This window comes from Micromonospora sp. B9E7 (genome assembly GCF_039871815.1).
Taxonomy (GTDB): Bacteria; Actinomycetota; Actinomycetes; order Mycobacteriales; family Micromonosporaceae; genus Micromonospora.
The window spans coordinates 14,175-38,070 of sequence record NZ_JBDPLX010000006.1 but is presented as its reverse complement, the minus strand read 5'-3'; the positions used below and the strand labels follow the sequence as shown (position 1 = coordinate 38,070).

Sequence of the window (23,896 nt, the reverse complement as noted above, 5' to 3'; positions counted from 1 at the left end):
GCGAGCGACCACATGAACATAGGCCAGTTGAGACATGTTCGCGAGTCGGGCCCTGGGGTGTGCCGGGGGTGCGTCGAGACAGCGCCGCCCCCGGCCGGTGGGCCGGGGGCGGCGCTGGTGTCGGTGTGCAGGTCGCCTCTCGGCGAGTGGCACGACGCGGCTCCAGCCGAACGGTATTCCGCGAGGGCAATATAGGTGAGGCCCGGGGACACTGAGTCACACCGACACCCTCCACAACCAGCCCGACCCCGACCTTGTTCCCGGACCAGCCTCGCCGCGCACCGCTGCGCCACAGAACCTCGAATCGCGAGATCTTGGACAGTTTCCGTTACGCGAGAACGGAAACTGTCCAAGATCTGGGTGTGGACATGCCGCTGGCCGGCACCCCGTGTGGGGTGCCGGCCAGCGGTCGGTCGTTCGGTGGGTCAGCTGTTCCAGTGCTGGCCGACCAGGTCGGCAGCCTGCTGCTCCCACTGGGCGTACGCGTCCGGGTAGGCGGAGACCTGCACGGTCTGCGCGGCCTCGGTCAACGGCATGTCCTGCCACCCGTCAACCTGGCGAAGGCCCTTGAGGAACGCGGTCGTGGAGTACTCCGGGTCGGTGATCTGCTCCGGCGTGCCCCAACCCGAGCTCGGGCGCTGCTGGAACAAACCCAGCGAGTCATGATCGTTGGCATCGCCGAGGTGGCCCAGGTTCTCCAGCTTCGACTCCTGCAGACTCGTCGCGATCGAGATCACCGCGGCCCGCTCCGGCAGACCGGCCTTCTTCGTCGCGGCGATGATCGCCTTCACATTCGCCGTCTGCTCGTCGTTCAAGGTGATGTGCGACTGCTCGCCCTGCGGCTTCGCCGCCGACTGCACGGCCACCGCAACAGGCTTGGCGTCGACCGGGTTGGCGTGGGCGGCGATCGGGCCGGCGAACACACCACCGGCGAACGCGAGACCAGCAACAGACAACACACTCTTACGCATGATCGTGTTCATGGGGGAAGCTCCTTCGGGGGTAAGAACACCCGCCTGAGTGCCGCGGATGAGAGCACCTCGTCCGGCGCTACAAAAGGGGGAAAGTCTGAGGGGGTGACGCCCTGTCGGGCGTCGGGGTCGGCGACCTGCGAGCCGGGCTCGTGGCGCCGGGTCCATCTGTAACGACCGGGGGGCCGGGGTCATTCCGGGGGCGGCCCATCCATCGGCACCCTCATCGAGGCGGTGCCTGCGGTCGTTCGTGGGTGATGTAACGACCAGGTGCGGGCTGGCATTCCAACCTGCGCGACCAGCCCTCGGGTCGGGGCCGCGAGTCGGTGGTGCTGCGATCGTCAGGATGTGTAACGACCCCGACCCGGCCATGATTCCGGCCCACGGGTGCACCCCGTCACCGCCCACAAACCCCCACCAAGCGACGAACCACCCAGACGGCCCGGCTCGCGCAACCTCAAACCACCGCGGCCAGGGTTGATCCACTCGCCTTCACGGAAGTCGGGGCATCCGGGACGGCGGGACACCCCGACTTCATGAAACCCGAGTCGATCACAAATGAGCCGGCCGCACTGAACCGCGCAAACCGGACACAAATTGCGGCGGGCAGAGCCATGCCGGCGCGCCTGGTGCAGCGCTCTGGGCTCGACCTGAGCGACACCGGCTCTGGTGGGCGTTACCCTGACACCATGCAGGCCGTCTCCCCCACCGCGACCGGCGTGGCCTTCCTGGCCCGGCCGGGTCGTCCTGCCGTGGTGGCGAGAACGCTCGCCGAGCTGGCCGGCCCCACTCGCGGGGTGGTCGAGTTGCCGGTGCGGTTGATGTGGAACACCGAACGCACCTTCGACCTCGGAGACCCCGACCAACTGCTCTGGATGTACGAGAACGTGCTCCGCGAGACCACCCGCGCCGAAGACCTGCGTGTCCTCATCAACGGGCGCAAACTTCGCCGGGTGTGGCGACTGCTCAACCTGCCCCGGGGCGTACGCCAGGCATGGGAGAGCCGCCACCGCGGCCTGCGCGCGGCGTGACCGAGCCTCATCTGCACGACTTCTACCGGGAGGTCGCCCGGGTGGCGCTCACCGCCGCCGGGCCGTACCGGTTCGTGTTGGGGGGCGGGGTGGCCTGGGCGGCGCACGGGTTGGTCGCCCGTCCGACGGAGGACGTCGACCTCTTCGCGGACGTGGAGGGTGCCGCAGCGGCAGCGTCCACCGGTGTACAGGTGGCCCTGGAACGGGCCGGGTTCCTCGTCAGCGACGCCGACCCCGACGGTGATCTCGCCGAGCTGTTCGACGGGTACGACCAGGACATGAAGGACTTCGTGGTGAGCCGCGACGGCCGGCAGATCCGGCTCAGCCTCGCCCGGTTGGACCGCCAGCAGAGCCCGGTGGTGATGGACCTCGGCCCGGTGATGGACGTACGCGACCTGGTGGCCAACAAGATCGCGGCCCTGGTCAACCGGCGGGAGGTCCGCGACTTCATCGACGTGGCGGCGGCGCTGGAGCACTACGACGTGACCGAGCTGTTGGTGCTGGCACGGCAGGTCGATCCCGCGCTGGATCCCGACGACGTGCGCGCCGCCGGCCGTTACCTGGACCGGCTGTCCGACCTGCGCTTCGGTCGTTACGGTCTGAGCGCCGCCGACGTCGACCAGGTCCGGCAGCGCTTCGCCGCCTGGCCGCGCTGAACGCCGACGCCCCGCAACGCTGAACGCCGCCCTCCCTCGCGTCGACCTGTGGAAACCGCAGCAACCGTCGGGGCTGACGTGGCGGGAGTGACAGCTGGTGGTTATGGTGCGCGAGGCGCCCACGAAGCGCGTCGACCCCCATGGAAAGGCACGTCATGACCTCTCCCTCCGGCCCGTCGCGTCGTCAGGTGCTCGTCGCCGCCGCGGCGGCGGCGACCGCCCCGCTGATCGCCGCCGCGCCCGCGCAGGCGGCCGGCCCGGCCCGGTCACGCACCTGGGACCTCACCCTCCTGGGCACGTCGGACACCCACGGCAACGTCTACAACTGGGACTACTACCGCGACGCCGAGTACGACGACAGCAAGCAGAACGACATCGGTGTCGCGAAACTGGCGACCCTGATCAACCAGATCCGTCGGGAGCGGCGCGGCAAGGCGACGCTGGTGCTCGACGCCGGCGACACCATCCAGGGCACGCCCCTCGCGACGTACTACGCCAAGCAGGAACCGATCACCGCCACCGGGGAGAAGCACCCGATGGCCCGGGCGATGAACGTCATCGACTACGACGCGGTGACGCTGGGCAACCACGAGTTCAACTACGGGCTGCCGCTGCTGGACCTGTGGATCCGCCAACTCGGCTTCCCGGCGCTCGCCGCGAACGCCGTCAACGCGAAGACCGGCAAGCCGGCCTTCCTGCCGTACGTCATCAAGAAGGTCTCCCTCGGCTTCGCCGCGCCGACCCTGCGGGTCGGCATCCTGGGGTTGACCAACCCCGGTGTGGCCATCTGGGACAAGGGCAACGTCGAGGGCAAGCTGCGCTTCGACGACATGATCGCGACCGCCGCGAAGTGGGTGCCGGTCATGCGGGCCCGCGGCGCGGACCTCGTCCTGATCTCCGCCCACGGCGGTGACAGCGGCACCTCCAGCTACGGCCCGGAGCTGCCGAACGAGAACCCGGTGGCGTTGATCGCCCAGCAGGTGCCGGGGATCGACGCGATCCTCTTCGGTCACGCGCACAACGAGGTGGTCGAGCGGTTCGTCACCAACGAGCGGACCGGCGCCCAGGTGCTGCTGTCGGAGCCGTCCAAGTGGGGCCAGCGGCTCACCCGGATGGACTTCACCCTCACCCGCGAGCGTGGCCGGTGGGCGATCACCAAGAAGGCCGCCACCATGTTGAACACCAACACGGTGGTCGAGGACCCGAAGGTACTCGCGGCCGTGCGGGCCCAGCACCAGAAGACCGTGGCGTACGTCAACCAGGTGGTCGCCCGGTCCACCGTGGAGTTGTCGGCGGCCGAGTCGCGGTACAAGGACACGCCGATCCTGGACTTCATCAACCACGTGCAGACCGAGGTGGTCGGCGCGGCGCTGGCCGGCACGACGTACGCGGACCTGCCGGTGCTGTCGATCGCGGCGCCGTTCAGCCGTACCGCGGTGTTCCCCGCCGGTGACGTCAAGATCCGCGACGTGGCCGGCCTGTACGTGTACGACAACACCCTCGAAGCGGTCGTGCTCAGCGGCGCCGAGGTGCGCGCGTACCTGGAGTACTCGGCGAAGTACTTCCGGACCCTCGCGCCGGGCACCCCGGTCGACCCGGAGCAGCTCAGCGACCCGGCGGTGCCGGACTACAACTACGACGTCTTCTCCGGCGTCGACTACGACATCGACATCTCCAAGCCGGTCGGGCAGCGCATCACCCGGCTGGTGCTGACCGGCACCGACACGCCGGTGGCCGACGGCGCGCAGTTCGTGGTGGCGGTGAACAACTACCGGCGCAGCGGCGGCGGCAACTTCCCCGGCATCGTGAAGACGCAGGTCTACAACGCGCAGCAGGAGATCCGTCAGCTGCTCATCGACTGGGCGCAGGCCAGGGGGACGATCGACCCGGCCGACTTCTTCCAGCCGAACTGGCGACTGGTACGCGAGGGCGTGCCGGTCTTCTGACCACAGCGCGTCGCGGGCCCCAGGTCGCTCTCCGTGTCCCGGAGCCGCTCCAGCGCGCGCATCGCGGACGGGCCGTGGGTGGCGACACCCGCGGCCCGTTGCGCATTTGTCAGCCGGCGTGGCGCAGGTTCCAGTGGACCGGGTCGTCCAACACCTCGGGCCGATCGCTTCGTGACTCGGACTCGGTCAGCTCGATCCGCTCGTCGGGACGAACGGCGAGCGGCAACTCCCCGAACCGTGCGTGGCGCAGGAACGCGTACTCGTCATCGGTGAACGGCTGCTCGGCCATCGGCACCTCCCACTCCCTCGCCATTGTCCAGCGCCTGGGCCACCGGCCACCAGTGCCTGGTCACACCGCGTAGGGCATCCTAGGATCCTGGGTGAATAGAAGGGGCCCGGTGCGGGCCTGGTAGCCGATCCAGCACCCCGAGGGCCGCCCGGATGGGTCGACGCCGCAGCATCTCGTCGAAGCTCGCCCGCCCCTGGCAGAACTGCACGAACATCCGCCAGCCCGGCGGAGTCGCCAACAGGGCGTGGAACACGTCCGGGCGGCGGGTGAACACGTCCAGCAGTCGGAACCCCGCCCGCATCTCCGGCACCAGCCGCGCGGCCACCGCCCGTTCGTACCCGGCCAGATCACCGCCGGCGACGGCCGCACCGGCCAGTTCACCGGAGCGCAGCGCGAAGCTGATGCCCTCCCGGCTCCACGGTTCCAACAACCCCGCCGCGTCCCCCACGACCAGAACCCGGCCGTCGCGCAACGGCGAATCCTCCGCACGGCAACGGGTCAGGTGACCGGAATCGTGCTCCGCCGGCAACCCGGTCAACCTCAGCCGGTCCACGAACCGCCGCAGGTAGTCGCGGGTCCCCTCCCCCGCTCCCCGACCGGCGATCACACCGACCGTCAACCGGTCACCCTTCGGGAAGACCCAGGCGTACGAGCCCGGCATGTCGCCCCAGTCCAGCAGCAACCGCCCCCGCCACCGCTCCTGCTCAGCCGGGGGCACCGGAATCTCCAACTCCAGACCCAGGTCCACCTGCCGGTACCGGACCCCGACGTGCCGTGCGGTCACCCCCGACGAACCATCGGCGCCGATCACCGTGCGGGCCGCGATCGTCGTACCGTCGGCGAGCCGCAGGCGTACCCCCTCGGGGTCCTGCTCGATCGCGCGGACCGCGACCCGCTCACGCATCTGCGCGCCGGCGGCGACCGCAGCCTCGCGCAGCCGGTCGTCGAACTCCTCGCGACGCACCATCGTCACGACCGGACTGTCGTTGCGGCGGGTGAACTCCCGGCGGCCGTCGCGGGTGAACGTGACACGGTCCACCCTGTCGTGCGCGGGCACCTCGATCCGATCCGCGACGGCCGCGAGGGAGGTGCCGATCAGGCCACCGCCGCAGGTCTTGTACCGCGGGTGCGCGGCCCGCTCGACAACAAGGGTGGAGACACCGGCGCGGGCAGCGGCGTGTGCCGCGGAGAGCCCGGCGGGGCCGGCGCCGACGACGACGAGGTCCCAAACGATCACGAAGGCAGCCTAGGGCACCGGCCGCCGGACCCGCCCGTCGCGGCGACCGCCCGATCGGGTGTGCATCTTCGGTCAGCGAGGGGGTAACCGGCGCACGGCAGCCGCCACGCGATGGCGGACGAATGGAGGAGGAAACATGCAGCAGGTGCAACTGTCGGAGGCCGAGCAACGGGTGTACCAGGCGGTCACCACCCTGGAGGCACGCGGGCAGGTGCCGTATACGGACCTGATCGCCGAGGAGTCCGGATTGACCGAGGAGCAGGTCGGCAGTCCCCTGCACCTGCTCACCGAGAAAGGCCTGCTGCACCGCGAGGACTCGCCGATGGCGGGCCTCGACTTCGGCCCCCGGTTCTGCGCCCGCCAGATGGCGTGACCCGCAGGACCTCACGTGACGATTCGCCCCCCGCTGACCCGGGTAGCGGTCAGGAATGCGTGCTCGACGGTCAACGGGGGGCTCGATGAATGCGGCGCAGCCGGTGACGGCGGCCGAGAACCGGCGACGCTGGCAGGCCGTCGGCGTCGGGTTGGTCGCCGCGTTCATGACGCTGCTCGACGTGAGCATCGTCAACGTCGCGGTGCCATCCATCGATCGGGCTCTGCACGCCTCGCCGAGCGACCTGCAGTGGGTCCTCTCCGGGTACGCGCTCACGTTCGGCCTGGCGCTGGTCCCCGCCGGCCGCTTCGGCGACGCCCGAGGCCGGCGCAACGCGTTCGTCCTGGGTATCGCCCTGTTCACCGTGACCAGCGCACTCGCCGGCCTCGCCAGCTCCCCGACCTGGCTGGTCGTCACCCGACTCCTTCAGGGGGCCGCCGCCGGCATCGTCAACCCGCAGGTCATCGGGCTCATCCAGCAACTGTTCCGCGGCTCGGAACGGGCGCGGCCCTTCGGGCTGCTCGGCGCGACCATCGGCATCTCCACCGCGGTCGGACCGTTGCTCGGCGGGCTGCTCATCGCCATCGGCGGTGAGGAACACGGGTGGCGCTGGGTCTTCTTCGTCAACGTGCCGGTCGGCATCGTCGCGGTGATCCTCGGCTGGCGTCTGCTGCCCGGCCGCCCCGCCGGTCAGCCCGGCTGGCGTCAACTCGACCCCGTCGGTGTCCTGCTGCTCGGTGTGGGCGTGGTCCTGGTCCTGCTCCCGCTCGTGCAGGAACAGCAGTGGCAGACCCCCTGGAAGTGGGCGCTCATCCCGCTCGGCCTGGCGGTGCTGGTCGTCTTCGGACTGTGGGAGCGGCGGTACGCACACCACCACCAACCCCTGTTCGACCTTCGACTGTTCAACCTCCAGTCGTACACACTGGGCTCACTGCTGGCGCTGGTCTACTTTGGCGGCTTCACCGCGATCTTCTTCATCTTCACCCTGTTCCTGCAGATGGGGCTCGGCTACAGCGCACTCGTCGCCGGCCTGGCCATCACCCCGTTCGCCCTGGGCTCGGCGGCCGCCGCCGTACTCGGTGGCCGCATCGTCAACCGCGTCGGCCGACCGCTGGTCGCGATCGGGCTGCTCACCGTGGTGATCGGGCTGGTCGCGACGGTGGTCGCGCTGCACCTCGCGCCCGACGCCCCGGCTCCCTGGGTCGCCGCCGGCCCACTGCTCGTCGCGGGCCTCGGCAGCGGCCTGGTGATCGCCCCCAACCAGACGATCACCCTCTCCGAAGTGCCGGTAGCGCAGGCGGGTAGCGGCGCGGGCATGCTCCAGACCGGTCAACGGATCGGCGCCGCAGCCGGCATCGCCGCCGTCGGCTCGATGTTCTTCTCGTCCCTCGCCGACAGCCATGGTGACTGGACCGGGGCCTTCGAACGGTCCCTGCTGCTGGCAGCCGGCATCATCGGGCTCGCGCTGATCTGCGCGCTGATCGACATCGTCCGCAGCCACAACCACCACGACAACTGACCGGGGTACGCCGCTGGCCGGCACCCCGTGGTGGGGTGCCGGCCAGCGGTCGGGTCGTTCGGTGGGTCAGCTGTTCCAGTACTGGCCGACCAGGTCGGTGGCCTGCTGCTCCCACTGCGCGTAGGCGTCCGGGTAGGCGGAGACCTGCACGGTCTGCGCGGCCTCGGTCAGGGGCATGTCCTGCCACCCGTCGACCTGCTTGAGGCCCTTGAGGAACGCGGTCGTGGAGTACTCGGGGTCGGTGATCTGCTCCGGCGTGCCCCAACCCGAGCTCGGGCGCTGCTGGAACAGGCCCAGCGAGTCGTGGTCGTTCATATCGCCGAGGTGGCCGAGGTTCTCCAGCTTGGACTCCTGCAGGCTCGTCGCGATCGAGATCACCGCGGCGCGCTCCGGGAGGCCGGCCTTCTTCGTGGCGGCGATGATCGCCTTGACGTTGGCGGTCTGCTCGTCGTTGAGGGTGATGTGCGACTGCTCGCCCTGCGGCTTCGACGCCGCCGACTGCACCGCCACCGCGACCGGGTTGGCGTCGACCGGGTTGGCGTGGGCGGCGATCGGACCGGCGAACACACCACCGGCGAACGCGAGACCAGCAACAGACAACACACTCTTACGCATGATCGTATTCATGGGGGAAGCTCCTTCGGGGGTAAGAACACCCGCCTGAATGCCGCGGATGAGAGCACCTCGTCCGGCGCTGCAGTAACAGGGGAAAAGTCTGAGGATCGGCGACCTACAAACCGGGGGGCTTGCGGCACCGGGGGTCGGCGGCCTACGAGCGGGGGCTCGGGGCGCCGGGTCCATGTGTAACGACCCGCGGGGCGGGGTCATTCCGGGTCGGCCCAATCCCGTGCCACCCGGTGGAGCGGGGTACCGGCCGGGCCGGGGTCCAGGTGTAACGACCCGCGAGGCGGGGCCATTCCCGGGCTTGTCCGTCCCGTGGCACCCGGTGGAGCGGGGTGTGCGGGTCGGGCCGGGTCCAGGTGTAACGACCCGGGGCCGGGGGTGATTCCCGGGGCGGACCATCGAGCCGACAGGCCGTGGTCCTGCCATCGTCAGGGTGTGTAACGACCCCGACCCGGCCATGATTCCGCCCGACAAGTGCCGCCGACCACACCCCCAAAGCGCCCAGACCGAACAAACCGCACGGGTCAACCTGACCTGAAGACACCAAAGTCACCCACGCCCGTAGACACAGCCCGCGCCTGGCGCATGATCCACTCGACTTCGTTGATGTCGGGGTGTCCGGAACGGTTTGATACCGCGACTTCACGGAAACCGAGTCGATCAAGACGTGCGGGACAGCCCAGCGCCCCCGTACACCGATCGGGCCGCGACCCCACCAGACCCGGACATCCGGACCCGGCCCAGCACAAGGCTGGCGCCCGTCGGAACACTCCGACGGGCGCCAGCTTCAGTGCGATCCGGGCATTGCCCGGTGGTGCGGGTTAGTGCGCGGCACCGCCGAGGCGCTGACGGCGACGCCAGGCCAGGGTCAGCAGCAACATGACCGCGCCGGCACCGACCAGGCCACCGCCGAGCTTCATGGGCGTACCCATGCTGTCACCCGTGACCGGCAGCGGCTGCTTCTTGTGCAGCACCCGCAGCTCGGTCGAGGCGGTACGGCCGGACTCCCGGCCGGTCGCGGTGAAGGTCAGCAGACCCGTGACCGACGGCTTGTAGCTCTTGGTGAAACGCCCCTGGGCGTCGGTGAACGCCGTGAAGTTCAGCGGCGCGCTCGCCTGGTAGGCCACCGGGGCCATGGCCACGGTGCTGCCGTCGCTGCGGCGAGCCGGAGCCTGACCACCAGCCGGAGCGGCCAGCGGGGTGACCGTCACCACGATGTCGACGGTCTCGTTCGGGCCGAAGTTGGTGCCGGTCAGGATCACTGTCTCGCCGAGGAAGATCGTCGGCCGGTTGACGGTCAGTGATGCCACGGTCGGCGGGTACGGCGGCGGTTGGGGCGGGTCGGTGGTCGCGCTGGGCGCCGGCTGCGGCTGTGCCGCCCCCGCTGCCGTCGGCACGGCCACCACGGCCAGGCCGACCGTGAGCGCCATGATGATGCGGGATAGCCGCATGATTGGTTCCCTCCTACTGGTCACAGCTTGGTGCGGAATGAACTTGGGTGGTCCAGGGGCTGGCGGTGGGGGTCAGCCACAGCTCGGCTTGCCCGACACCGGTCTTGGCCGTCAGCACGGTGACCTCCAACGCCTTCTCGGCGCCGGGAGCGACGTCGACGCTGGCGGTCGCCACCTGACGGCGACGTTCGGTGCCGCTACCAACGGCCGTCTCGGCCCCGTCGATCCGGGCCTCGAGCACCGCTCCACCAGCAGGGCTGAAGATCGACACCAACGTGCGGACGGTGTACGGATCACCAGCCATACCGAGACCGAGGACGGACTTGGTGAGTCCGGACTTCGGCGCCGTCGAGCGCAGGGTCACGCGCAGTCGGAGCTCGCGACGACCGTCGGGGCGGCATTCGCCGACCGTCAAGTTCGCCGTCTGTCGTAGGTAGTAGCCGAGCTTCGCGCCGCTGCCGTCGTTGAGGAACACGCCGACCGTCGGCACGGTGTCCTGTTCCGGAAGCGTCCCGGCCATCCGGCTGTCGCCGAACGTCCGCTGTTCCTCAGGTCGGGCACTCCAGAACAATATCCGTCGTTCGGTGATAGCACGGTCAAATGCGGACAACAACACCCTAGGGTTGACATTCTTCTTGAAGAAGGCGTCGAAGACGGCAGCCGCCGACGCCGCGAAGAACTCGTCCTGCTCCTTGACGTCGAGCTGCCGGTAACTGTCGTTGAGTAGCGTCTGCACGACCTTCTCGCTGGCCAGCGGGACACCGCCGGGCACCAGCACCGGGCCGGTCGCCTTGAGCAGATAGGACAGCACCACCGGGTCGACGGCGAGCACGCCGTCGACGGTGGTGCCCGTCTTGCGACGGAACATCTCGCGGTACAGCGTCGCGGCGGTCGGGAAGTGCGGGGACAGATTGACGTCGGCCGGGTAGGTGCCGGGCAGGTCGGTCCAGAGCGCGCGGGTCTCGGCGGGCACCTTCAGTGGCGGGGTGAAGAGGCCGAGCGAGGACGAACTGCCCTGCTTGCCCATCTTCACCGCGCCGTTCGCCGCCTCGATCATCGCGTACGCGCCGAACATGCCGCCGGTGGCGCGCAACTCGGCGAGGTTCTGCGAGACCAGCAGGTACCGCCGCGGGCCGTTCGCGCCGAGCAGTGGCGGCAGCAGGCGGGCACCCTGGTCGGCGGCCGTGGTGAGGCTGGCCAGGCGGTCGATCTCACCGCGCAGGTCGACAAGCGCCTGCCGGACCTGGCTGACCAGGCTGTCGGCCGGCACCGCCGCGAGGTCTCGGCGCGTACCCTGCACCGACTCGTTGACCCGGGTCAGTTCGGTGGAGACGCCGCTGAGCCGAGCCAGGTCCAGTCGACCGCCGGTCGGCACCAGGCTGGTCAGGTCCATCCGGAGCAGGGTCGGGAACGCCTGCCGCGCCAACTCGTCGATGGCGGTAGCGATCTGTTGAACGGCATCGAGGTCGTCGCCCACCATCGGCGTGTGCCGACCGAGTTGCCAGCTAGGGTCGCTGGTCGCCGCGCGGGCCGCGCGGGACTGCTCCTGTAGGGCGACAAGGGTCCGTTGAGCGCGGTCGGTGTCCCCGCCGACCACCTGGGCGCTCAGCTCCCGGGCCAGGCCGGCGGCGTTGAGCAGGTGAGCGCGCGCCTGCCAGCCGCGAAAGCCGACCCAACCGCCGGCCGCCAGCAGCAGCGAGCCGACCACGAGGGCGCTGAGGAGGGCTCGTCGCAGTCGGGCACGCCGACGGCGCCGGGACCGGCTCCGCCGCCGGGTCGGCTGTTCGCTTTCCGTCACACCACACTCCCATTCGGGGAATCGGACAGATGGTCGATTCCCTGACGTTCTTAGCATGCGTCTGGGAACTTCGTACCGTTATCACAATGATTGCCGCTTAAGCGAGGCTTCCTCGCGCCTCACCGACCGGCGCCGTGGCCCGCCCCGCCGCCTCGTGCAGCAGCCGCTCGATCCGGTCCACCCCGGCGGGCAGCGACATCTCCCTCAGGTACACCGACCGCCCGCGGCGACCCATCTCGGTCCGGGTGGGCGGAGGGATGGTGGCAGCCAGCCAGAACCGGTCGGCCAGCGCCGCCCAGTCCTCCGGCGGGCAGGAGAGCCCGGCCCTGGCCCGTTCGACCAGTTCGGCCGTGTCCCCGCCGGCCGAAGCGACCACCGGGGAGGCGCAGGAGAGCGCAGCCTGGAGCTTGCCCGGTACCGTGCCGCGCAGCTCCGGAAGGTCACGCAGCATGACCAGTTGGTAGTCGGCGGCGGCGTACAGCTCGGGCATGTCGACAGGCGACCGTCGCTCCACGAAGCGGACGTTGTCCGCACCCAGCTCGGCGGCGAGCCCCCGCACCCGCCGCTCGTCCGCGCCGGAACCGACGAGGACCAGGTCCATCGTCCGGTCCAGCGCCGCCGCCGCCCGGACCGCGGTCTCCAGTCCCTGCCGCGCGCCGATGGTCCCGGCGTGCATCACCACGCACCGACCGTCCCGGCGGACCAACTGGCGGGCCGCCGCGCCGGGCGTCACCGGGTGGAAGATCCGCTCGTCGGTCCAGTTCAGCACCTCTCGGACCCGGGTCGGGTCGGCCCCCGCGGCAACCACCAGATCCCGCATCGACGGCGCGGCCACCGCGATCCGCGCCGCGGCCCGATAGATCCGGGTCATCGCGCTGCCCATCCGCGCCGCCCAGCGGTCCTCGGCCGTCTCGTCGGCGCCGTCGCGGGTCCAGACATCCTGCACGTGCAGCACCGCCGGCACCTGCCCGAGCAGCCGGAGCACCCCGGCGGCGGCGAACGTCGTCGCCGGCAGTTGGAAGACGTAGAGCGCGTCCACGTCGCCGAGGTACCGCCGGGCGACCCACGTCGCGCTGCCGGCGAAGGAGAGGTAGCTGGCCATTCGGGCCTTGGTGGACGCGGCCCGTCCCGGGTAGCGCGGCACCCGTCGAACGGTCAGCCGTTCGCTGTGCGTCTCGTGGTGCCAACGCTGCCGCCAACCGGGATAGACGTGCCCGCCCGGGTAGTCCGGAAATCCGGTGAGCACCCGAACCTCGTGCCCCCGCGCGGCCAACTCCTCCGCGAGGCTCCCGGGGATGAACGCCGGTTCAGGCGGAAAGTGGTACGACAGGATGCCGATCCTCACTGGCACGCCCCCGTCCGGCACGGATTGGCGTCGCCCGGCGCGGCACCACGACCGGCGGACGTCGCGCGCGCGTACGATGCCGACAACCCCTCTCCGCGCGACCACCGGCGTCGACGCACCGCCCTCACGGTGTGGACACCCGTGTGCGCACCGATGAGAGGGGCTCCGATGGCTGATCGCGTGTTGTTCGTCTGCCACGCCAACCTGTGCCGGTCGCCGATGGCCGAGTTCCTGGCCCGCCGACTGCTGGCCGGCCGGCCCGTCACGGTGGCCAGTGCCGGCACCGACGCGATCGACGGGCTGGGAATGCACCCGTACGCGATGGAGATCGTGACCGACAGCGACACGGACCCGAAGGCGTTCCGCACCCGGGCGTTGCGGCCCGAGTACCTGACCGACGCGACGCTCGTGCTGACCGCGACCCGACGCCAGCGCTCGGTCTGCACCGCGCTGGCACCGGCGGCGCTGCACCGGACGTTCACGGTGCGCCAGTTCGGCCGGCTGGCCGCGGCGGCCGAACCGCCGGCCGGGTCGGCCGACGACTCGTTGCAGGCGGCGATCGCCGCCGCCGCCCTGGCCCGGGGACGGCTACAACCCGCCGCCCCGGACGCGGACGACCTCCACGACCCGATCGGCGGCACCGCCGCCGACTTCCGACGCTGCGCCGAGGAGATCGAACGGTCGCTGCGACCCCTCGCCGCGCTCATCGGGGCAGCCGGGTGAGTTCCTGGGTGTGATCAGTGACGCCGTTGACCCCGCCGGTGGTCGCGACGTGCCGACCGGACGCGGTCCGTTCGGCCGGCACCGACGCCGTGGGCGCCGAGGTGACCACCCGGTAGGCCTCGTACTGGTACGCCTCGGCCTTGGCCACCTTCGCCATGTTCAACACGCACCCGAGCAGTCGAACCGAGACCGAGTGCAGTGAGCGGGCCGCAGCGGCGACCTGGGTTCGCGAGGTACGGCCCTGCTGGGTCACCAGCAGCGCACCGTCCGCCTGCACGGCCACGACCACGCCGTCGGTCACCGCGAGCAGCGGTGCGGTGTCGATGATCACGATGTCCGCCGACTCCCGCAGCGCGAGCAGCAGGTCCGACATCGCCTTGGAGCCGAGCAACTCGCTCGGGTTCGGCGGGGCGGAACCACTGGGCAGCACCAGCAGGGACTTGTCCCCCCAGCGCTGCACGACGTCGCCGACCTGCACGTCGCCGACCAGCACGTCGGTGAGGCCGACACCCGCGTCCAGGCCCAGGTAGTCGTCGACCTTCGGGCGGCGCAGGTCCGCGTCGACCAGCAGCACCCGCCAACCCGCCTCGGCCAGCGCGATGGCCAGGTTGCAGGAGAGCGTGGTCTTTCCCTCACCCTGCAGGGCGCTGGTCACGGCGATGACCCGAGCCGGCTCGTGGACGTCCACGAAACGCAGGTTGGTACGCAACTTGCGCACCGCCTCGGCCCGGGCGGAGGTCGCGGCGTCGCCCACGATCAGCGGTGCGCTGCGGGCGTTGCCCTCGAACGGAATCTCGCCGAGCAGGGGGCTGCCGGTGGCCCGTTGCAGACCGGCGGCGTCGCGCAGCCGCACGTCGGCGACTCCGCGCAGGATCGCCAGGCCGATACCGAGGATCAGACCGATAACGCCACCGAGGGTGAGGTTCCGGACGGGCTGCGGCGAGACGGGGTTGGCGCTCACCCGTGGGCCACTGACCACCTCGATCTTGACCGGCGCCTTACCCTCGGGCGTCGTCTCGACCTTCTGTACGAGTTCGACGAACTTCGCGGCCAGGGTTTCCGTCACCCGCAACGCGCGGGTCTGGTCGGTGTCGGTGACCGACGCCTGGAGCATGACGGTGCCGGTCTCGGTGGAGGTCTTCACCCGCCGCTGCACCTCGTCGGCGGTGAGACCGACCGGGGTCTCGGCCACCACGCTCTGTGCCAGTCGGTCGCTGGTGAGCAGGTCCGCGTACGACTTGACTCGCTGTTGGAGGAAGAGCCCACCCTGGTAGGCCTCGCTGACGCCGGTGTTGGGGGTGGTGACGAAGAACGTCACCGAGGCGACGTACCGGGGTTGGGCACGCACGGTCAGGAAAGCCGATACGCCGAGGGCGACCATGACCGTGACCAGTGCGACCCACCAGTGCCTACGCACGTGACGCAAATGGCGGAGCAGATCCATCAGGAGCGCCTCCGTGCCGGTCCGGTTACGCCAAAGAACTTCACGAAAACCCCCAAGGTCGTCTCTAAACTCGTGAAACCATTAAAGCGGCTCATGCGGCTTATGTCCGGAGTTATGCATTTTCTGTAGTGCGACATGCATCCGGATGACCAACCCGACAACGGTCCATTCGGCAGCGGCGACAACGAGGAAAAAGTCGAAAGCCGGCCAGGTGACGTCCGATCGGCCCAGCGGTCGCCACCGAAGGCGACGCCGGACAGCGATTGGTGACCGGGAAGATCTCGGCGCTGACCTACGTGACGGTCGTCCTGGGCGCGGACGGGCAGGGACTACGCGGCCGGGCCTCTCCGACCCCCACCGACGTCGCCTTCGCGCTCGCCGGACTCGCGGTGGTCAGCACACATCGCGGCGGACCGCCGGGGGCGGAGCGGAAGCAGGTCGACGCCGACGGCGCGCCCGACGTCTACCGATTCACCACCGGGCGTTGAACGGGCCGCACGGCCCAGCACCCCTGCCGTACGGCGATCCGGTCAGTGTCGACGGTCAGCGGGCGGCAGGTCCTCGGTCTCCTCGACCACCGCCTCGGCCGCCGGAGCGGTGAGGTCGTCGCCCGGCACCGCCACCTCCTCGACACGATCCTGCTCGTCGGGCTTCCCGCCGGGCGGCGGCTCGGGAGCGGTGGCAGCGCCGGAGTAGCCGTACTCGTTCGGTTCGTCGTGCCGGCTCATCTGGTCATCCTCCCGTTTTTCCCGTTTCGCGTCCTAGCGCCAACGGTAGGTGGCAATCGTCGTCGGCGCAGGGGGCCGGGGATTGTCGCCCGGACCACGGTGCCGGAGCGCTCAGAGCCGCTCCGAGCAGTTGACGCAGGGCGATGATCGCCACCGCGCCAGCCAGACCGTTCCAACCCGGATCGCCGGCCAGCCGCAGCAGACCGGCCGCCGTCAGCAGGTCCAACAACAGTCGGACGCCGGTTCGCAACGCCCCGGTGCTGACCACGGTGACCACACCGACCAGCAGGGCCAGCGCGGTGACCACCGTGACCAAGGTGCCCATCACCGGGGACGCTCCCCCTCGGCCACCTGACGCTGTTCCTGACGAATCTCCCGACCCAGGAAGTAGTTCAACGCCGTCCGGATCGTCGCGATCGCGGCCAGTTGGCCGATCTGCTCGAACGACGGGGACACCGCGGTCCGCAGCACGTCCGCCGCCAACTGGAATTCCAACCCGAGAGTCAGGAACCGGCCCAGCGAGAGCCGGATCGGCGTGAAAAGGGCGGCGGTGCGGTGTCGCAGCCCTTCGACCACGAACCGCACCGCCGCCCAGACCGCGCCAACGAAGATCACCAGCGCGCCGGCCACCTCCACCACGGCCACCAACACCTGGTCGCCGTGTCGTAACAGCTCGGCCGGCTCCACCCCGGGCCGTTACCCGCCCTCGGGGCAGCTAGTCGGCACTCAGGTCAGCTCGTTCACCGCCTCCAGGATCAGCCACAGACCGGAGATGGCGAACAGGATCGCGGCACCGTACTTGATGGTCTTCTCCGGCAGCCGACGACCGAGCATCCGGCCGACCAGAATGGCCAACGCGTCCGCCGCCACCATGCCGAGGGTGGAGCCGAGCCAGGTGCCGAACCAGCCGTACTTGGTGGCGAGCGTGATCGTGGCGAGCATCGTCTTGTCACCCAGCTCGGCCAGGAAGAACGCCACCGACACCGCCACCAGCGCGGTCTTGTTCGTCTTCTCCGCCTTGCGCTTCTCCTCCTCGGTGAGCTTGTCCCCGCGCAGGGTCCACGCACCGAAGCCGAGGAACGCCACACCGGCCACCAGGGAGATCCACTCGGTCGGCAACACCGCCCCGAGGCCCGCGCCGATGGCGACCGACGCCAGGTGCACCACCGCCGTGGCGACCGTGATACCGATCAGCACCGGGATCGGCTTGAACCGCGTGGCGAAGGTCAACGCCATCAACTGGGACTTGTCTCCCAGTTCCGCGACGAAGATGACGCCGAAGCTGACGACCAGCGCGGCGAAAAATCCCTCCATGACGTCCTTCCCGCTCATGCCGGGAGGAGGTACAGGGGCGCCCTCGACCCGGCTGCAACAGCCTGAGTCGAAGGTCTCGCCCGCCCCGGAGACCGGGGCCGCGTGGCCGGATGCGGAACGCACCAGTATGTCGACCACGACATTGGGGGCTACTCCCCTTCGCGCGCTCAGCCTATCCGATCACCGGCGGCCCGGTTCGAGGCGGGTGAACAGGCTCACCCGGCCCGCGCCAACGTGACCCCGAAGAGCCTTCCCGGGTCCGTCCAGAACTCCGCGGTGGCGAAGCCGGCCGCGGCCAGCTCCGCGGCGATCCCCTCCGGGTGGAACTTCGCCGAGACCTCGGTACGCAGATCCTCACCCGCCGCGAAGTCGACGGTCATGCCCAACACCCGCACCCGCATCGGCCGGGTCGCCCGCAACCGCATCTCGATCCACTCGTGCTCCGGATCCCAGAGGGCGACATGGTCGAACGCCCCCGGGTCGAAGTCGGCCCCCAACTCGCGGTTGATCACCTGGAGCACGTTGCGGTTGAACTCGGCGGTGACCCCGGCCGCGTCGTCGTAGGCGGGCACGATCACCGACGGGTCCTTCACCAGGTCCGTGCCGAGCAGCAGCCAGTCGCCAACCTCCAGCGCCGCCCGCATCGCCGTCAGGAACTCGGCCCGCTCGGCGGGCAGCAAATTGCCGATGGTGCCGCCGAGGAACACCACCAACCGTCGGCCGCCGGTGGGCAGCCGGTCCAGTTGCCGGGTGAAGTCCCCCACGATGCCCCGTACCCGCAGGCTCGGATAGTCGGCGGCGATCTGGGCGGTGGACCCTTGCAGGGCGCTGACCGACACGTCGAGCGGGACGAACGTTCCCAGCCCACCCCGGCGGGTGAACGCGTCCAACAACAGACGGGTCTTCTCCGACGACCCGGAACCCAACTCGATCAACGTCTTGGCCCCGGTCAACGCCGCGATGTCCGGAGCCCGCTCGGCCAGCACCGCCCGCTCCGCCCGGGTGGGGTAGTACTCGGGAAGTCGGGTGATCTCCTCGAACAACTCGCTGCCCCGGGCGTCGTAGAACCACTTCGGCGGCAGCCACTTCCGCCCGGCGCTCAGCCCGGCCCGAACGTCGTCGCGCAGACCACGCTCCAGGTCGCGCTCTTCGAGGTAGACCTCCAGCGGTTCCGCCGTCATCAACTCGCCTCTCTACTCGATCAACAGTTGGGTGCCCGCCCGGTGCCGCTCACCGGGTCGGAAGTGGACGTACCCGCACCTCGTCAGCGGTGGCGAGGACCAGGTGCCCCTCCGGTGCCGCCCGCCACCCGGGATCGTCGTCGTGTGGCTCCGAGGCGAGCAGCACCGAACCGGGCGCCGCGCGTACCGACAACGCGTGCCCGGCCACGCTCGCCACCGCCCGACGCCCGTCGGTGAGCAGCAGGTTCAGCCGCGACCCCGGGGCGGCCCCGGCGACGTCGACCACCGTCCGCCCGACCGCGTCCGCCGGGTCGTCCCCGGCGCGCAGCCGATGCCGCACCAGCGCCCACAGCAACGCCGAGTCGGTGGCGGCGTCCAGGGTGAGCAGGTCACGAACCGGCAGACCGGCGGCGAGCGGCACCACGGCGTCGGGCCAGCCACGGACCACACCGTTGTGGCTGAACAGCCACCGGCCCTCGGCGAACGGCGCGGCGGCGCCGTCGAGCACCGCCATCCCGACCGTCGCCGACCGCACCGCCGCGAGCACCGCGCCGGTGCGGGTCACCGCCGCGAGCTGGGCGATGGTCGGGTCGCTCCAGATCGGCTGCGCCCGTCGATAACGCACCGGCTCACCCTCGCCCGGGTACCAGCCGACGCCGAACCCGTCGGCGTTGATGGTGCCGCCCCCACGCATGTCCCGGGGTGCCCAGGACTGCCGCACCAACGAGTGCGGCGGGTCGAACAGCACCTCGGCCAGGGTGACCGGCGGCCCCAGGTAGACCAGGTGACGACACATCAGCGCGCCCTGCCCGCCGGCCCGCCGATCACCGGTACGACTCCTCCGGTCGAGCGTCGCGGGCACATCGGAAACCGCTGAAGATCTGCCTGCGGATCGGATAGTCCCAGTTGCGGAAGGTGCCCCGGCAGGCGGAACGGTCGGTGCCGAACGAGCCACCACGCAACACCCGGTAGTCGTCGCCGAAGAAGACCTCCGAGTATTCGCGGTAGGGAAACGCGGTGAAGCCCGGATGCCCGCCGAACGCGCTCGACGTCCACTCCCAGACGTCACCGATGAGCTGGTGCACACCCAACGGCGACACACCTCCCGGGTACGCGCCCACCGGAGCCGGCCACAGATGCCGCTGATCCAGGTTGGCGTGCGCCTCGGTCGGGTCCTCGTCGCCCCAGGGATAACGGCGCGACCGCCCGGTCGACGGATCCCACCGCGCCGCCTTCTCCCATTCCGCCTCGGTCGGCAGCCGCTTACCGGCCCACGCCGCGTACGCCTGCGCCTCGTAGAAGCACACGTGCACCACCGGCTCGTCCCCGCGCACCCGATCCCACCGGCCGAAACGCCGGTACGACCAGTCGTCGCCGTCACGACGCCAGTGCATCGGCGCCGCCAGACCCTCCCGAAGCCGATGCGCCCAACCCGCCGGGCTCCACCACCGCTGATCGTCGTAGCCGCCGTCGGCGATGAAGGCCGCGTACTGGCCGTTGGTGACCGGGGCCGCGTCGATGACGTACGCCGGGAGGTCGACACGATGCGCGGGACGTTCGTTGTCCAGCGCCCACGGGTCGGTGTCGGTGCCCATCGTGAACTCCCCCGCCGGCACCAGCACCTCCCCGCCGACCCGGACCGACGGCTCGGGCGGCGACGGGGCGCTCAGCACCGCCGGCCCCGCGCGCAGTTGATGGGTGGCGAGCATCGTCTCGTCGTGCTGCTGCTCGTGCTGCACGATCATGCCGAAGGCGAACCCGTCGGCGACCAGCGGCCGCTCGCCGAAGGCCACCGTGTCGAGCAGGTCGTGCACCTTGTCCCGCACCGTGCCCAGGTAGGCGCGCGCCTCGGCGGGCGGCAGCAGAGGCAGCGCCGGGCGGTCCCGGCGCGGCTGCTTGAACGCGTCGTACAACTCGTCGATGTCACACCGCACCGGCTCACGCCCACCGACGTCCCGGACCAGCCACAGCTCCTCCTGGTTGCCCACGTGGGCAAGGTCCCAGACCAGCGGCGACATCAGAGGTGAATGCTGGCGCATCAACTCACCGTCGTCGACCACCTCGGTCAACAACGAGGTACGGGAACGCGCCCGGGCCAGCTCCCCCGCGATCCGGTCACGCAACTGCTCACTGCTCACACTCACCGAACCTCCAGCCGTTCGTGACTGCGGGGCTCGCAACCCCGGCTCACTCCTCGCACTCACCACACCACCAGCCGTTCGTGACTGCGGGGCCCGCAACCCCGGCTCACTCCTCGCACTCACCGGTTTCCTTTCTTGGTGGCGGCGGCCAGCCGCCGTCGTACCCCCCGCTCGATCTCGTCGTGGGTGTCGGCCGGCAGGTCCAATCGAGGCAGGACGGTCAGGGCCAGGTCGAGCAGGGCCGCCGCGGCCGCGGCCAACGCGGGGTCGGCCAGGCCGCTGCGGGCCGCAGCCGACCAGCGGTGCGCCACCGGGGCGGCGATCGAGAACGCCCCCCGCACCGTGCCCGGATCGTGGAAGAGGGCGCTCAGCACCGCCAGCGGCAGCCGCCAGTCCCGGTCGGGCTGGGCGTCCAGGTAGCGCAGCTCCAGGTAGCCGCGCGGCCGCACCGGCGGAAAGAGCGTGCTGACGTGATAGTCGAGGTCGTCGGTGGTGGGCGGTTGCGGCAACGCACCGTCGAGCCAGTCGGCGAAGGTCACACCGGGCGGCACGGTCCAGTCCGAGCCGTGCCGACGCCGGCAGAGCAGCGGCGCGGCGAGCACGTACCGGATCCAGGTGGCCCTCGGGTCCTCGGGGGCGGGGCCGGGCGTCCAGACGGGTTGGGTGCGGGCCGGGTCGATGGCCAGCCAGGCGGCCATCCGGGCGGAGGCCCAACCGGTGCGACGCCCGGAGTGTCGGGTCGCGGAGGCGAACGCCGCGAGCAGCGGCGGACCGACGGCGTGGGCTGCGGCCCACCGGTCGGCGACCTGCTCCGGCTCGCCGGCGTCGAGACAGACCTGCAGGCCGGCGGTGCTGTACATCATCACGCGGCCGGCCGGACCACGCCTGTCGAAGGCGGCGCGCATCGCGCGGTAACGGGGAGTTTCCACCACCGGGCGCGGCCGTCGGTGTGGGTCGATGCCGCTGCGGCCGAGGATCAGCCCGGCGGCAGCGAGCAGGCCGGTGACCTGGGCAATGTCAGCCTCGGTGGCCTGGATCAACGCGGCGGTCGAGGTTCGGGGCGGAGCGGAGATCTCCAACTGGCCACCCGGCTCCAGGGTCACCACGCCGCCGTCTCGCAGCGGCTCGGCCGGGCTGGTGGGATCCAACGTGACGGGGCTGTGCCGCCCCAGCGCCGCCCTCAGCCGCCCCTTGTCGACGGGACGGACGGGATCGGCCACGTCATGCACGGTCCATTCCAGTTCGACGCCGGTGTGGGTCGGTGGGCCGGTCTTGAAGCAGATCCGGGCAAGATGCCGGCCTGCGGCTGCGGACTCACGCAGGATGGCGCTGCGTTCCAGCTCGGGCGACGTCACCAACGGTCGGGCCCCCTCTCTCCAGGTGCCAGCTCAGCGGACACCGTGCCACGGTAGACCCACCCACCGACACCCTCGGAGGGCGTGCACGGCGCCACCAACCTCTGTCCGACAGACGAATTTCCCATGGCGGACGGAACTAACCACCCGGTCGCCGACCGCTCACTGCGGGGTGGGGCGGCCCGACGGGGGGTGCGGCTCGGTGGTCCGCGCCGGTGCGGTGGACTTCGCCTCGGGCCCCAGCCGGCGGCAGTACTCCTCGACCTGGTCGACACCGCCAGAGGCGGTCACCAGCCGCTCGAAGGCCGGCGTCCGCAGCGCCTTCTCCCGCTGGTCGGGCTGCTTGGCCAGCCAGGAACGGCACAGGCCGTGCAACGAGCTGGCGGGCGGGCTGTAGGTCGGTGGCGCTCCGGCGGCTGACGGTGGGCGAGGCGACGGGGTGCCGCGCGGCGGCGTTTCCGGGGACGACGACCGGGTGGGCTCGCCGGACCGGGGCGAACCCTGGTCCGGCGTCGACGACGGGCGCGAAGACTCCGGTGCGACAGGTGCCGATATCCAGTCCTGTCGGACCGCGGCGAAGGCGGCGCCCGCCGTGGCGGTGACCGCGACCGCGCCGATCCAGGCCGCCGCGCCGGTGGTCAGGCGTCGACGGCGCGCCCGGCGTGGCACCGACGGCGACGGCTCGGCGCGGGCTGCCCGGAACGCGGCCAGCGCGGCCTCCTCGCCAGCCAGCTCTCCGGGCCGGACCGGGCCGGCGGCCGCCGCGAGCAACCGGGCCACCGGCTCGGCCCGGTCGGGCCCCGCTTCGGTGTACGCGGAGGCACGGGCCTGACCCGGCACAGTGTCTTCCTCGCGGTGGGCGGAGTCGAGCAGCCGTTCGGTGTCGGCGTGGTCGGCCCGCCGGAACGGGTTCATCGGAAGTCCCCTCACGTCAGCCGTCCGCCGGCTCAGCGTGTGACGCCCGCAGGGCCGGGCTGTTGCCCGTACGGGGCGGCGGCACCCCGTCGACCCCGGCTGCCAGTCCGACCGACTCCTCGCGCTCCAGCAGGGCCGCGAGCCGTCGCAGGCCTCGGTGTGCGGCGGTCCGGACGGCACCGGCGCGACGGCCCAGCACCCGGCCGGCGGATCCCGCGTCGAGCCCGACCACGGCCCGCAACAGCACCGCTTCGGCCTCACGGGGCGGCAGGGTGGCGATCAGCGCCAGGGCCGTCTCGGTGCCGATCGTCTCGCTGGCTCCCTCGGCGGTGTCCGCGTCGCTGGCGAGATGGACGAGCGCCTGCACCGGGACGGGAAGAGCGGGGCGTCGACGCAGTCGGCGCAGGTGGTCCATCGCCCGGTTACGGGCGATGGTGACGACCCAGGCGCGAAACTCGCCACCGGTGAAGGTGGGCAGATCGCGGGAGATCTGTAGCCAGGACTCCGAGGCGACGTCCTCGGCGTCCGCGCCGACGAGGGCGGTCAGGTACCGCAGGAGTCCCGGCTGGAGGCTGCGGTAGAGGAAGCGGAAGGCGTCCTCGTCCCCACCCTGTGCTGCGCTGACCGCCTCCGACAGGTCGCCGGTCATCCGCGACCCGCGGCCTGTCCGGGGCGTGCCGGCGCGATCCGCCACACCGGGGCGGACCACCGGGTACGAGACGCCCACCGGACCAGCTGCCGCACCCGTACCGCCCCCCGCCGATCTGATCGCGCCCCGACCCAGATGGTCCGGGCCGGATGTCCGGGCCACCGCGAGGGTGGTCGGCGGCGCGCGCCGAGGTCGCCGGGGACCCG

25 protein-coding genes are annotated in these 23,896 nt (G+C 70.9%); 7 read left to right on the top strand and 18 right to left on the bottom strand.

Translation table 11 applies throughout. The annotated features are described in order from the left end of the window. Window positions 1-425: 425 nt before the first annotated feature. Window positions 426-983 (bottom strand): hypothetical protein, encoded by a 558-nt coding sequence (locus tag ABGB10_RS11400; protein WP_347660843.1) that lies wholly within the window; start codon window positions 981-983, stop codon window positions 426-428. 677 nt (window positions 984-1,660) lie between these two features. Between ABGB10_RS11400 and ABGB10_RS11395 the strand changes: the two genes are divergently transcribed. The 3 genes from ABGB10_RS11395 (at window position 1,661) to ABGB10_RS11385 (ending at window position 4,604) form a co-directional block, all read left to right on the top strand. Beyond that, on the top strand, window positions 1,661-2,002 hold the full coding sequence (locus ABGB10_RS11395) for a hypothetical protein (RefSeq protein WP_347660842.1): 342 nt from the start codon (window positions 1,661-1,663) through the stop codon (window positions 2,000-2,002). Further along, a complete protein-coding gene (locus ABGB10_RS11390; RefSeq protein ID WP_347660841.1) occupies window positions 1,999-2,658 on the top strand; it encodes a nucleotidyl transferase AbiEii/AbiGii toxin family protein in 660 nt (219 codons plus the stop codon). The genes ABGB10_RS11395 and ABGB10_RS11390 overlap by 4 nt, the downstream gene beginning before the upstream one ends. A gap of 155 nt (window positions 2,659-2,813) precedes the next feature. Further along, window positions 2,814-4,604: a 5'-nucleotidase C-terminal domain-containing protein gene (locus tag ABGB10_RS11385; RefSeq protein WP_347660840.1), complete on the top strand. Its 1,791-nt coding sequence runs from the start codon at window positions 2,814-2,816 to the stop codon at window positions 4,602-4,604. A gap of 109 nt (window positions 4,605-4,713) precedes the next feature. Here the strand turns inward: ABGB10_RS11385 and ABGB10_RS11380 are convergent, their stop codons facing one another. Further along, entirely contained in the window at window positions 4,714-4,917 is a 204-nt protein-coding gene (locus ABGB10_RS11380; protein ID WP_347660839.1) for a hypothetical protein, read from the bottom strand. A 55-nt stretch (window positions 4,918-4,972) separates the two neighbouring features. Next, entirely contained in the window at window positions 4,973-6,130 is a 1,158-nt protein-coding gene (locus ABGB10_RS11375; RefSeq protein ID WP_347660838.1) for a geranylgeranyl reductase family protein, read from the bottom strand. Between the two features lie 136 nt (window positions 6,131-6,266). Here ABGB10_RS11375 and ABGB10_RS11370 point away from each other — a divergent pair, with 136 nt between their 5' ends. Together ABGB10_RS11370 and ABGB10_RS11365 are read left to right on the top strand one after the other, a co-directional pair. Further along, on the top strand, window positions 6,267-6,503 hold the full coding sequence (locus ABGB10_RS11370; protein WP_347660837.1) for a hypothetical protein: 237 nt from the start codon (window positions 6,267-6,269) through the stop codon (window positions 6,501-6,503). An 85-nt stretch (window positions 6,504-6,588) separates the two neighbouring features. Continuing rightward, complete coding sequence (locus ABGB10_RS11365) at window positions 6,589-8,022, top strand: MFS transporter (RefSeq protein WP_347660836.1); 1,434 nt, start codon at window positions 6,589-6,591, stop codon at window positions 8,020-8,022. Window positions 8,023-8,088: 66 nt separating this feature from the next. Here the strand turns inward: ABGB10_RS11365 and ABGB10_RS11360 are convergent, their stop codons facing one another. From ABGB10_RS11360 to ABGB10_RS11345, 4 genes are all read right to left on the bottom strand, one after another. Next, entirely contained in the window at window positions 8,089-8,649 is a 561-nt protein-coding gene (locus ABGB10_RS11360; RefSeq protein WP_347660835.1) for a hypothetical protein, read from the bottom strand. A gap of 818 nt (window positions 8,650-9,467) precedes the next feature. Further along, window positions 9,468-10,097: a hypothetical protein gene (locus ABGB10_RS11355; RefSeq protein WP_347660834.1), complete on the bottom strand. Its 630-nt coding sequence runs from the start codon at window positions 10,095-10,097 to the stop codon at window positions 9,468-9,470. A 13-nt stretch (window positions 10,098-10,110) separates the two neighbouring features. After that, complete coding sequence (locus ABGB10_RS11350; RefSeq protein ID WP_347660833.1) at window positions 10,111-11,895, bottom strand: DUF4012 domain-containing protein; 1,785 nt, start codon at window positions 11,893-11,895, stop codon at window positions 10,111-10,113. 97 nt (window positions 11,896-11,992) lie between these two features. Further along, window positions 11,993-13,240 carry a glycosyltransferase family 4 protein gene (locus tag ABGB10_RS11345; protein ID WP_347661161.1) on the bottom strand — a complete coding sequence of 416 codons (1,248 nt, stop codon included), beginning with the start codon at window positions 13,238-13,240 and terminating at the stop codon, window positions 11,993-11,995. 168 nt (window positions 13,241-13,408) lie between these two features. Here ABGB10_RS11345 and ABGB10_RS11340 point away from each other — a divergent pair, with 168 nt between their 5' ends. After that, window positions 13,409-13,963, top strand: coding sequence for a low molecular weight phosphatase family protein (locus ABGB10_RS11340; RefSeq protein ID WP_347660832.1), 555 nt, complete (start codon window positions 13,409-13,411; stop codon window positions 13,961-13,963). On the opposite strand, the gene ABGB10_RS11335 is transcribed toward ABGB10_RS11340, so the two are convergent. Beyond that, window positions 13,944-15,407, bottom strand: a complete 1,464-nt coding sequence (locus tag ABGB10_RS11335) for a polysaccharide biosynthesis tyrosine autokinase (protein WP_347660831.1) — start codon at window positions 15,405-15,407, stop codon at window positions 13,944-13,946. The two genes, ABGB10_RS11340 and ABGB10_RS11335, sit on opposite strands and share 20 nt — an antisense overlap. A 266-nt stretch (window positions 15,408-15,673) precedes the next feature. Here ABGB10_RS11335 and ABGB10_RS11330 point away from each other — a divergent pair, with 266 nt between their 5' ends. Continuing rightward, on the top strand, window positions 15,674-15,895 hold the full coding sequence (locus ABGB10_RS11330) for a hypothetical protein (RefSeq protein WP_347660830.1): 222 nt from the start codon (window positions 15,674-15,676) through the stop codon (window positions 15,893-15,895). A 42-nt stretch (window positions 15,896-15,937) separates the two neighbouring features. On the opposite strand, the gene ABGB10_RS11325 is transcribed toward ABGB10_RS11330, so the two are convergent. The 10 genes from ABGB10_RS11325 to ABGB10_RS11280 form a co-directional block, all read right to left on the bottom strand. Continuing rightward, on the bottom strand, window positions 15,938-16,135 hold the full coding sequence (locus ABGB10_RS11325; protein ID WP_347660829.1) for a hypothetical protein: 198 nt from the start codon (window positions 16,133-16,135) through the stop codon (window positions 15,938-15,940). 4 nt (window positions 16,136-16,139) lie between these two features. Next, a complete protein-coding gene (locus ABGB10_RS11320; protein ID WP_347660828.1) occupies window positions 16,140-16,460 on the bottom strand; it encodes a hypothetical protein in 321 nt (106 codons plus the stop codon). Beyond that, a complete protein-coding gene (locus tag ABGB10_RS11315; RefSeq protein ID WP_347660827.1) occupies window positions 16,460-16,822 on the bottom strand; it encodes a DUF1622 domain-containing protein in 363 nt (120 codons plus the stop codon). Before ABGB10_RS11315 ends, ABGB10_RS11320 begins: the two co-directional genes overlap by 1 nt. Window positions 16,823-16,861: 39 nt before the next feature. After that, window positions 16,862-17,449: a TMEM165/GDT1 family protein gene (locus tag ABGB10_RS11310; RefSeq protein ID WP_347661160.1), complete on the bottom strand. Its 588-nt coding sequence runs from the start codon at window positions 17,447-17,449 to the stop codon at window positions 16,862-16,864. Window positions 17,450-17,664: 215 nt separating this feature from the next. Then, window positions 17,665-18,630, bottom strand: coding sequence for an L-histidine N(alpha)-methyltransferase (egtD, locus tag ABGB10_RS11305; protein ID WP_347660826.1), 966 nt, complete (start codon window positions 18,628-18,630; stop codon window positions 17,665-17,667). A gap of 49 nt (window positions 18,631-18,679) precedes the next feature. Next, a complete protein-coding gene (egtC, locus tag ABGB10_RS11300; RefSeq protein ID WP_347661159.1) occupies window positions 18,680-19,426 on the bottom strand; it encodes an ergothioneine biosynthesis protein EgtC in 747 nt (248 codons plus the stop codon). Between the two features lie 28 nt (window positions 19,427-19,454). Next, the gene (egtB, locus tag ABGB10_RS11295) at window positions 19,455-20,774 is read right to left on the bottom strand and encodes an ergothioneine biosynthesis protein EgtB (RefSeq protein WP_347660825.1); all 1,320 of its coding nucleotides are present in this window, start codon (window positions 20,772-20,774) and stop codon (window positions 19,455-19,457) included. Window positions 20,775-20,890: 116 nt separating this feature from the next. Beyond that, entirely contained in the window at window positions 20,891-22,129 is a 1,239-nt protein-coding gene (egtA, locus tag ABGB10_RS11290) for an ergothioneine biosynthesis glutamate--cysteine ligase EgtA (RefSeq protein WP_347660824.1), read from the bottom strand. Window positions 22,130-22,288: 159 nt separating this feature from the next. Continuing rightward, window positions 22,289-23,041, bottom strand: coding sequence for a hypothetical protein (locus ABGB10_RS11285; protein ID WP_347660823.1), 753 nt, complete (start codon window positions 23,039-23,041; stop codon window positions 22,289-22,291). Window positions 23,042-23,057: 16 nt separating this feature from the next. Beyond that, the gene (locus ABGB10_RS11280) at window positions 23,058-23,690 is read right to left on the bottom strand and encodes an RNA polymerase sigma factor (RefSeq protein WP_347660822.1); all 633 of its coding nucleotides are present in this window, start codon (window positions 23,688-23,690) and stop codon (window positions 23,058-23,060) included. Between the last annotated feature and the right edge of the window lie 206 nt (window positions 23,691-23,896).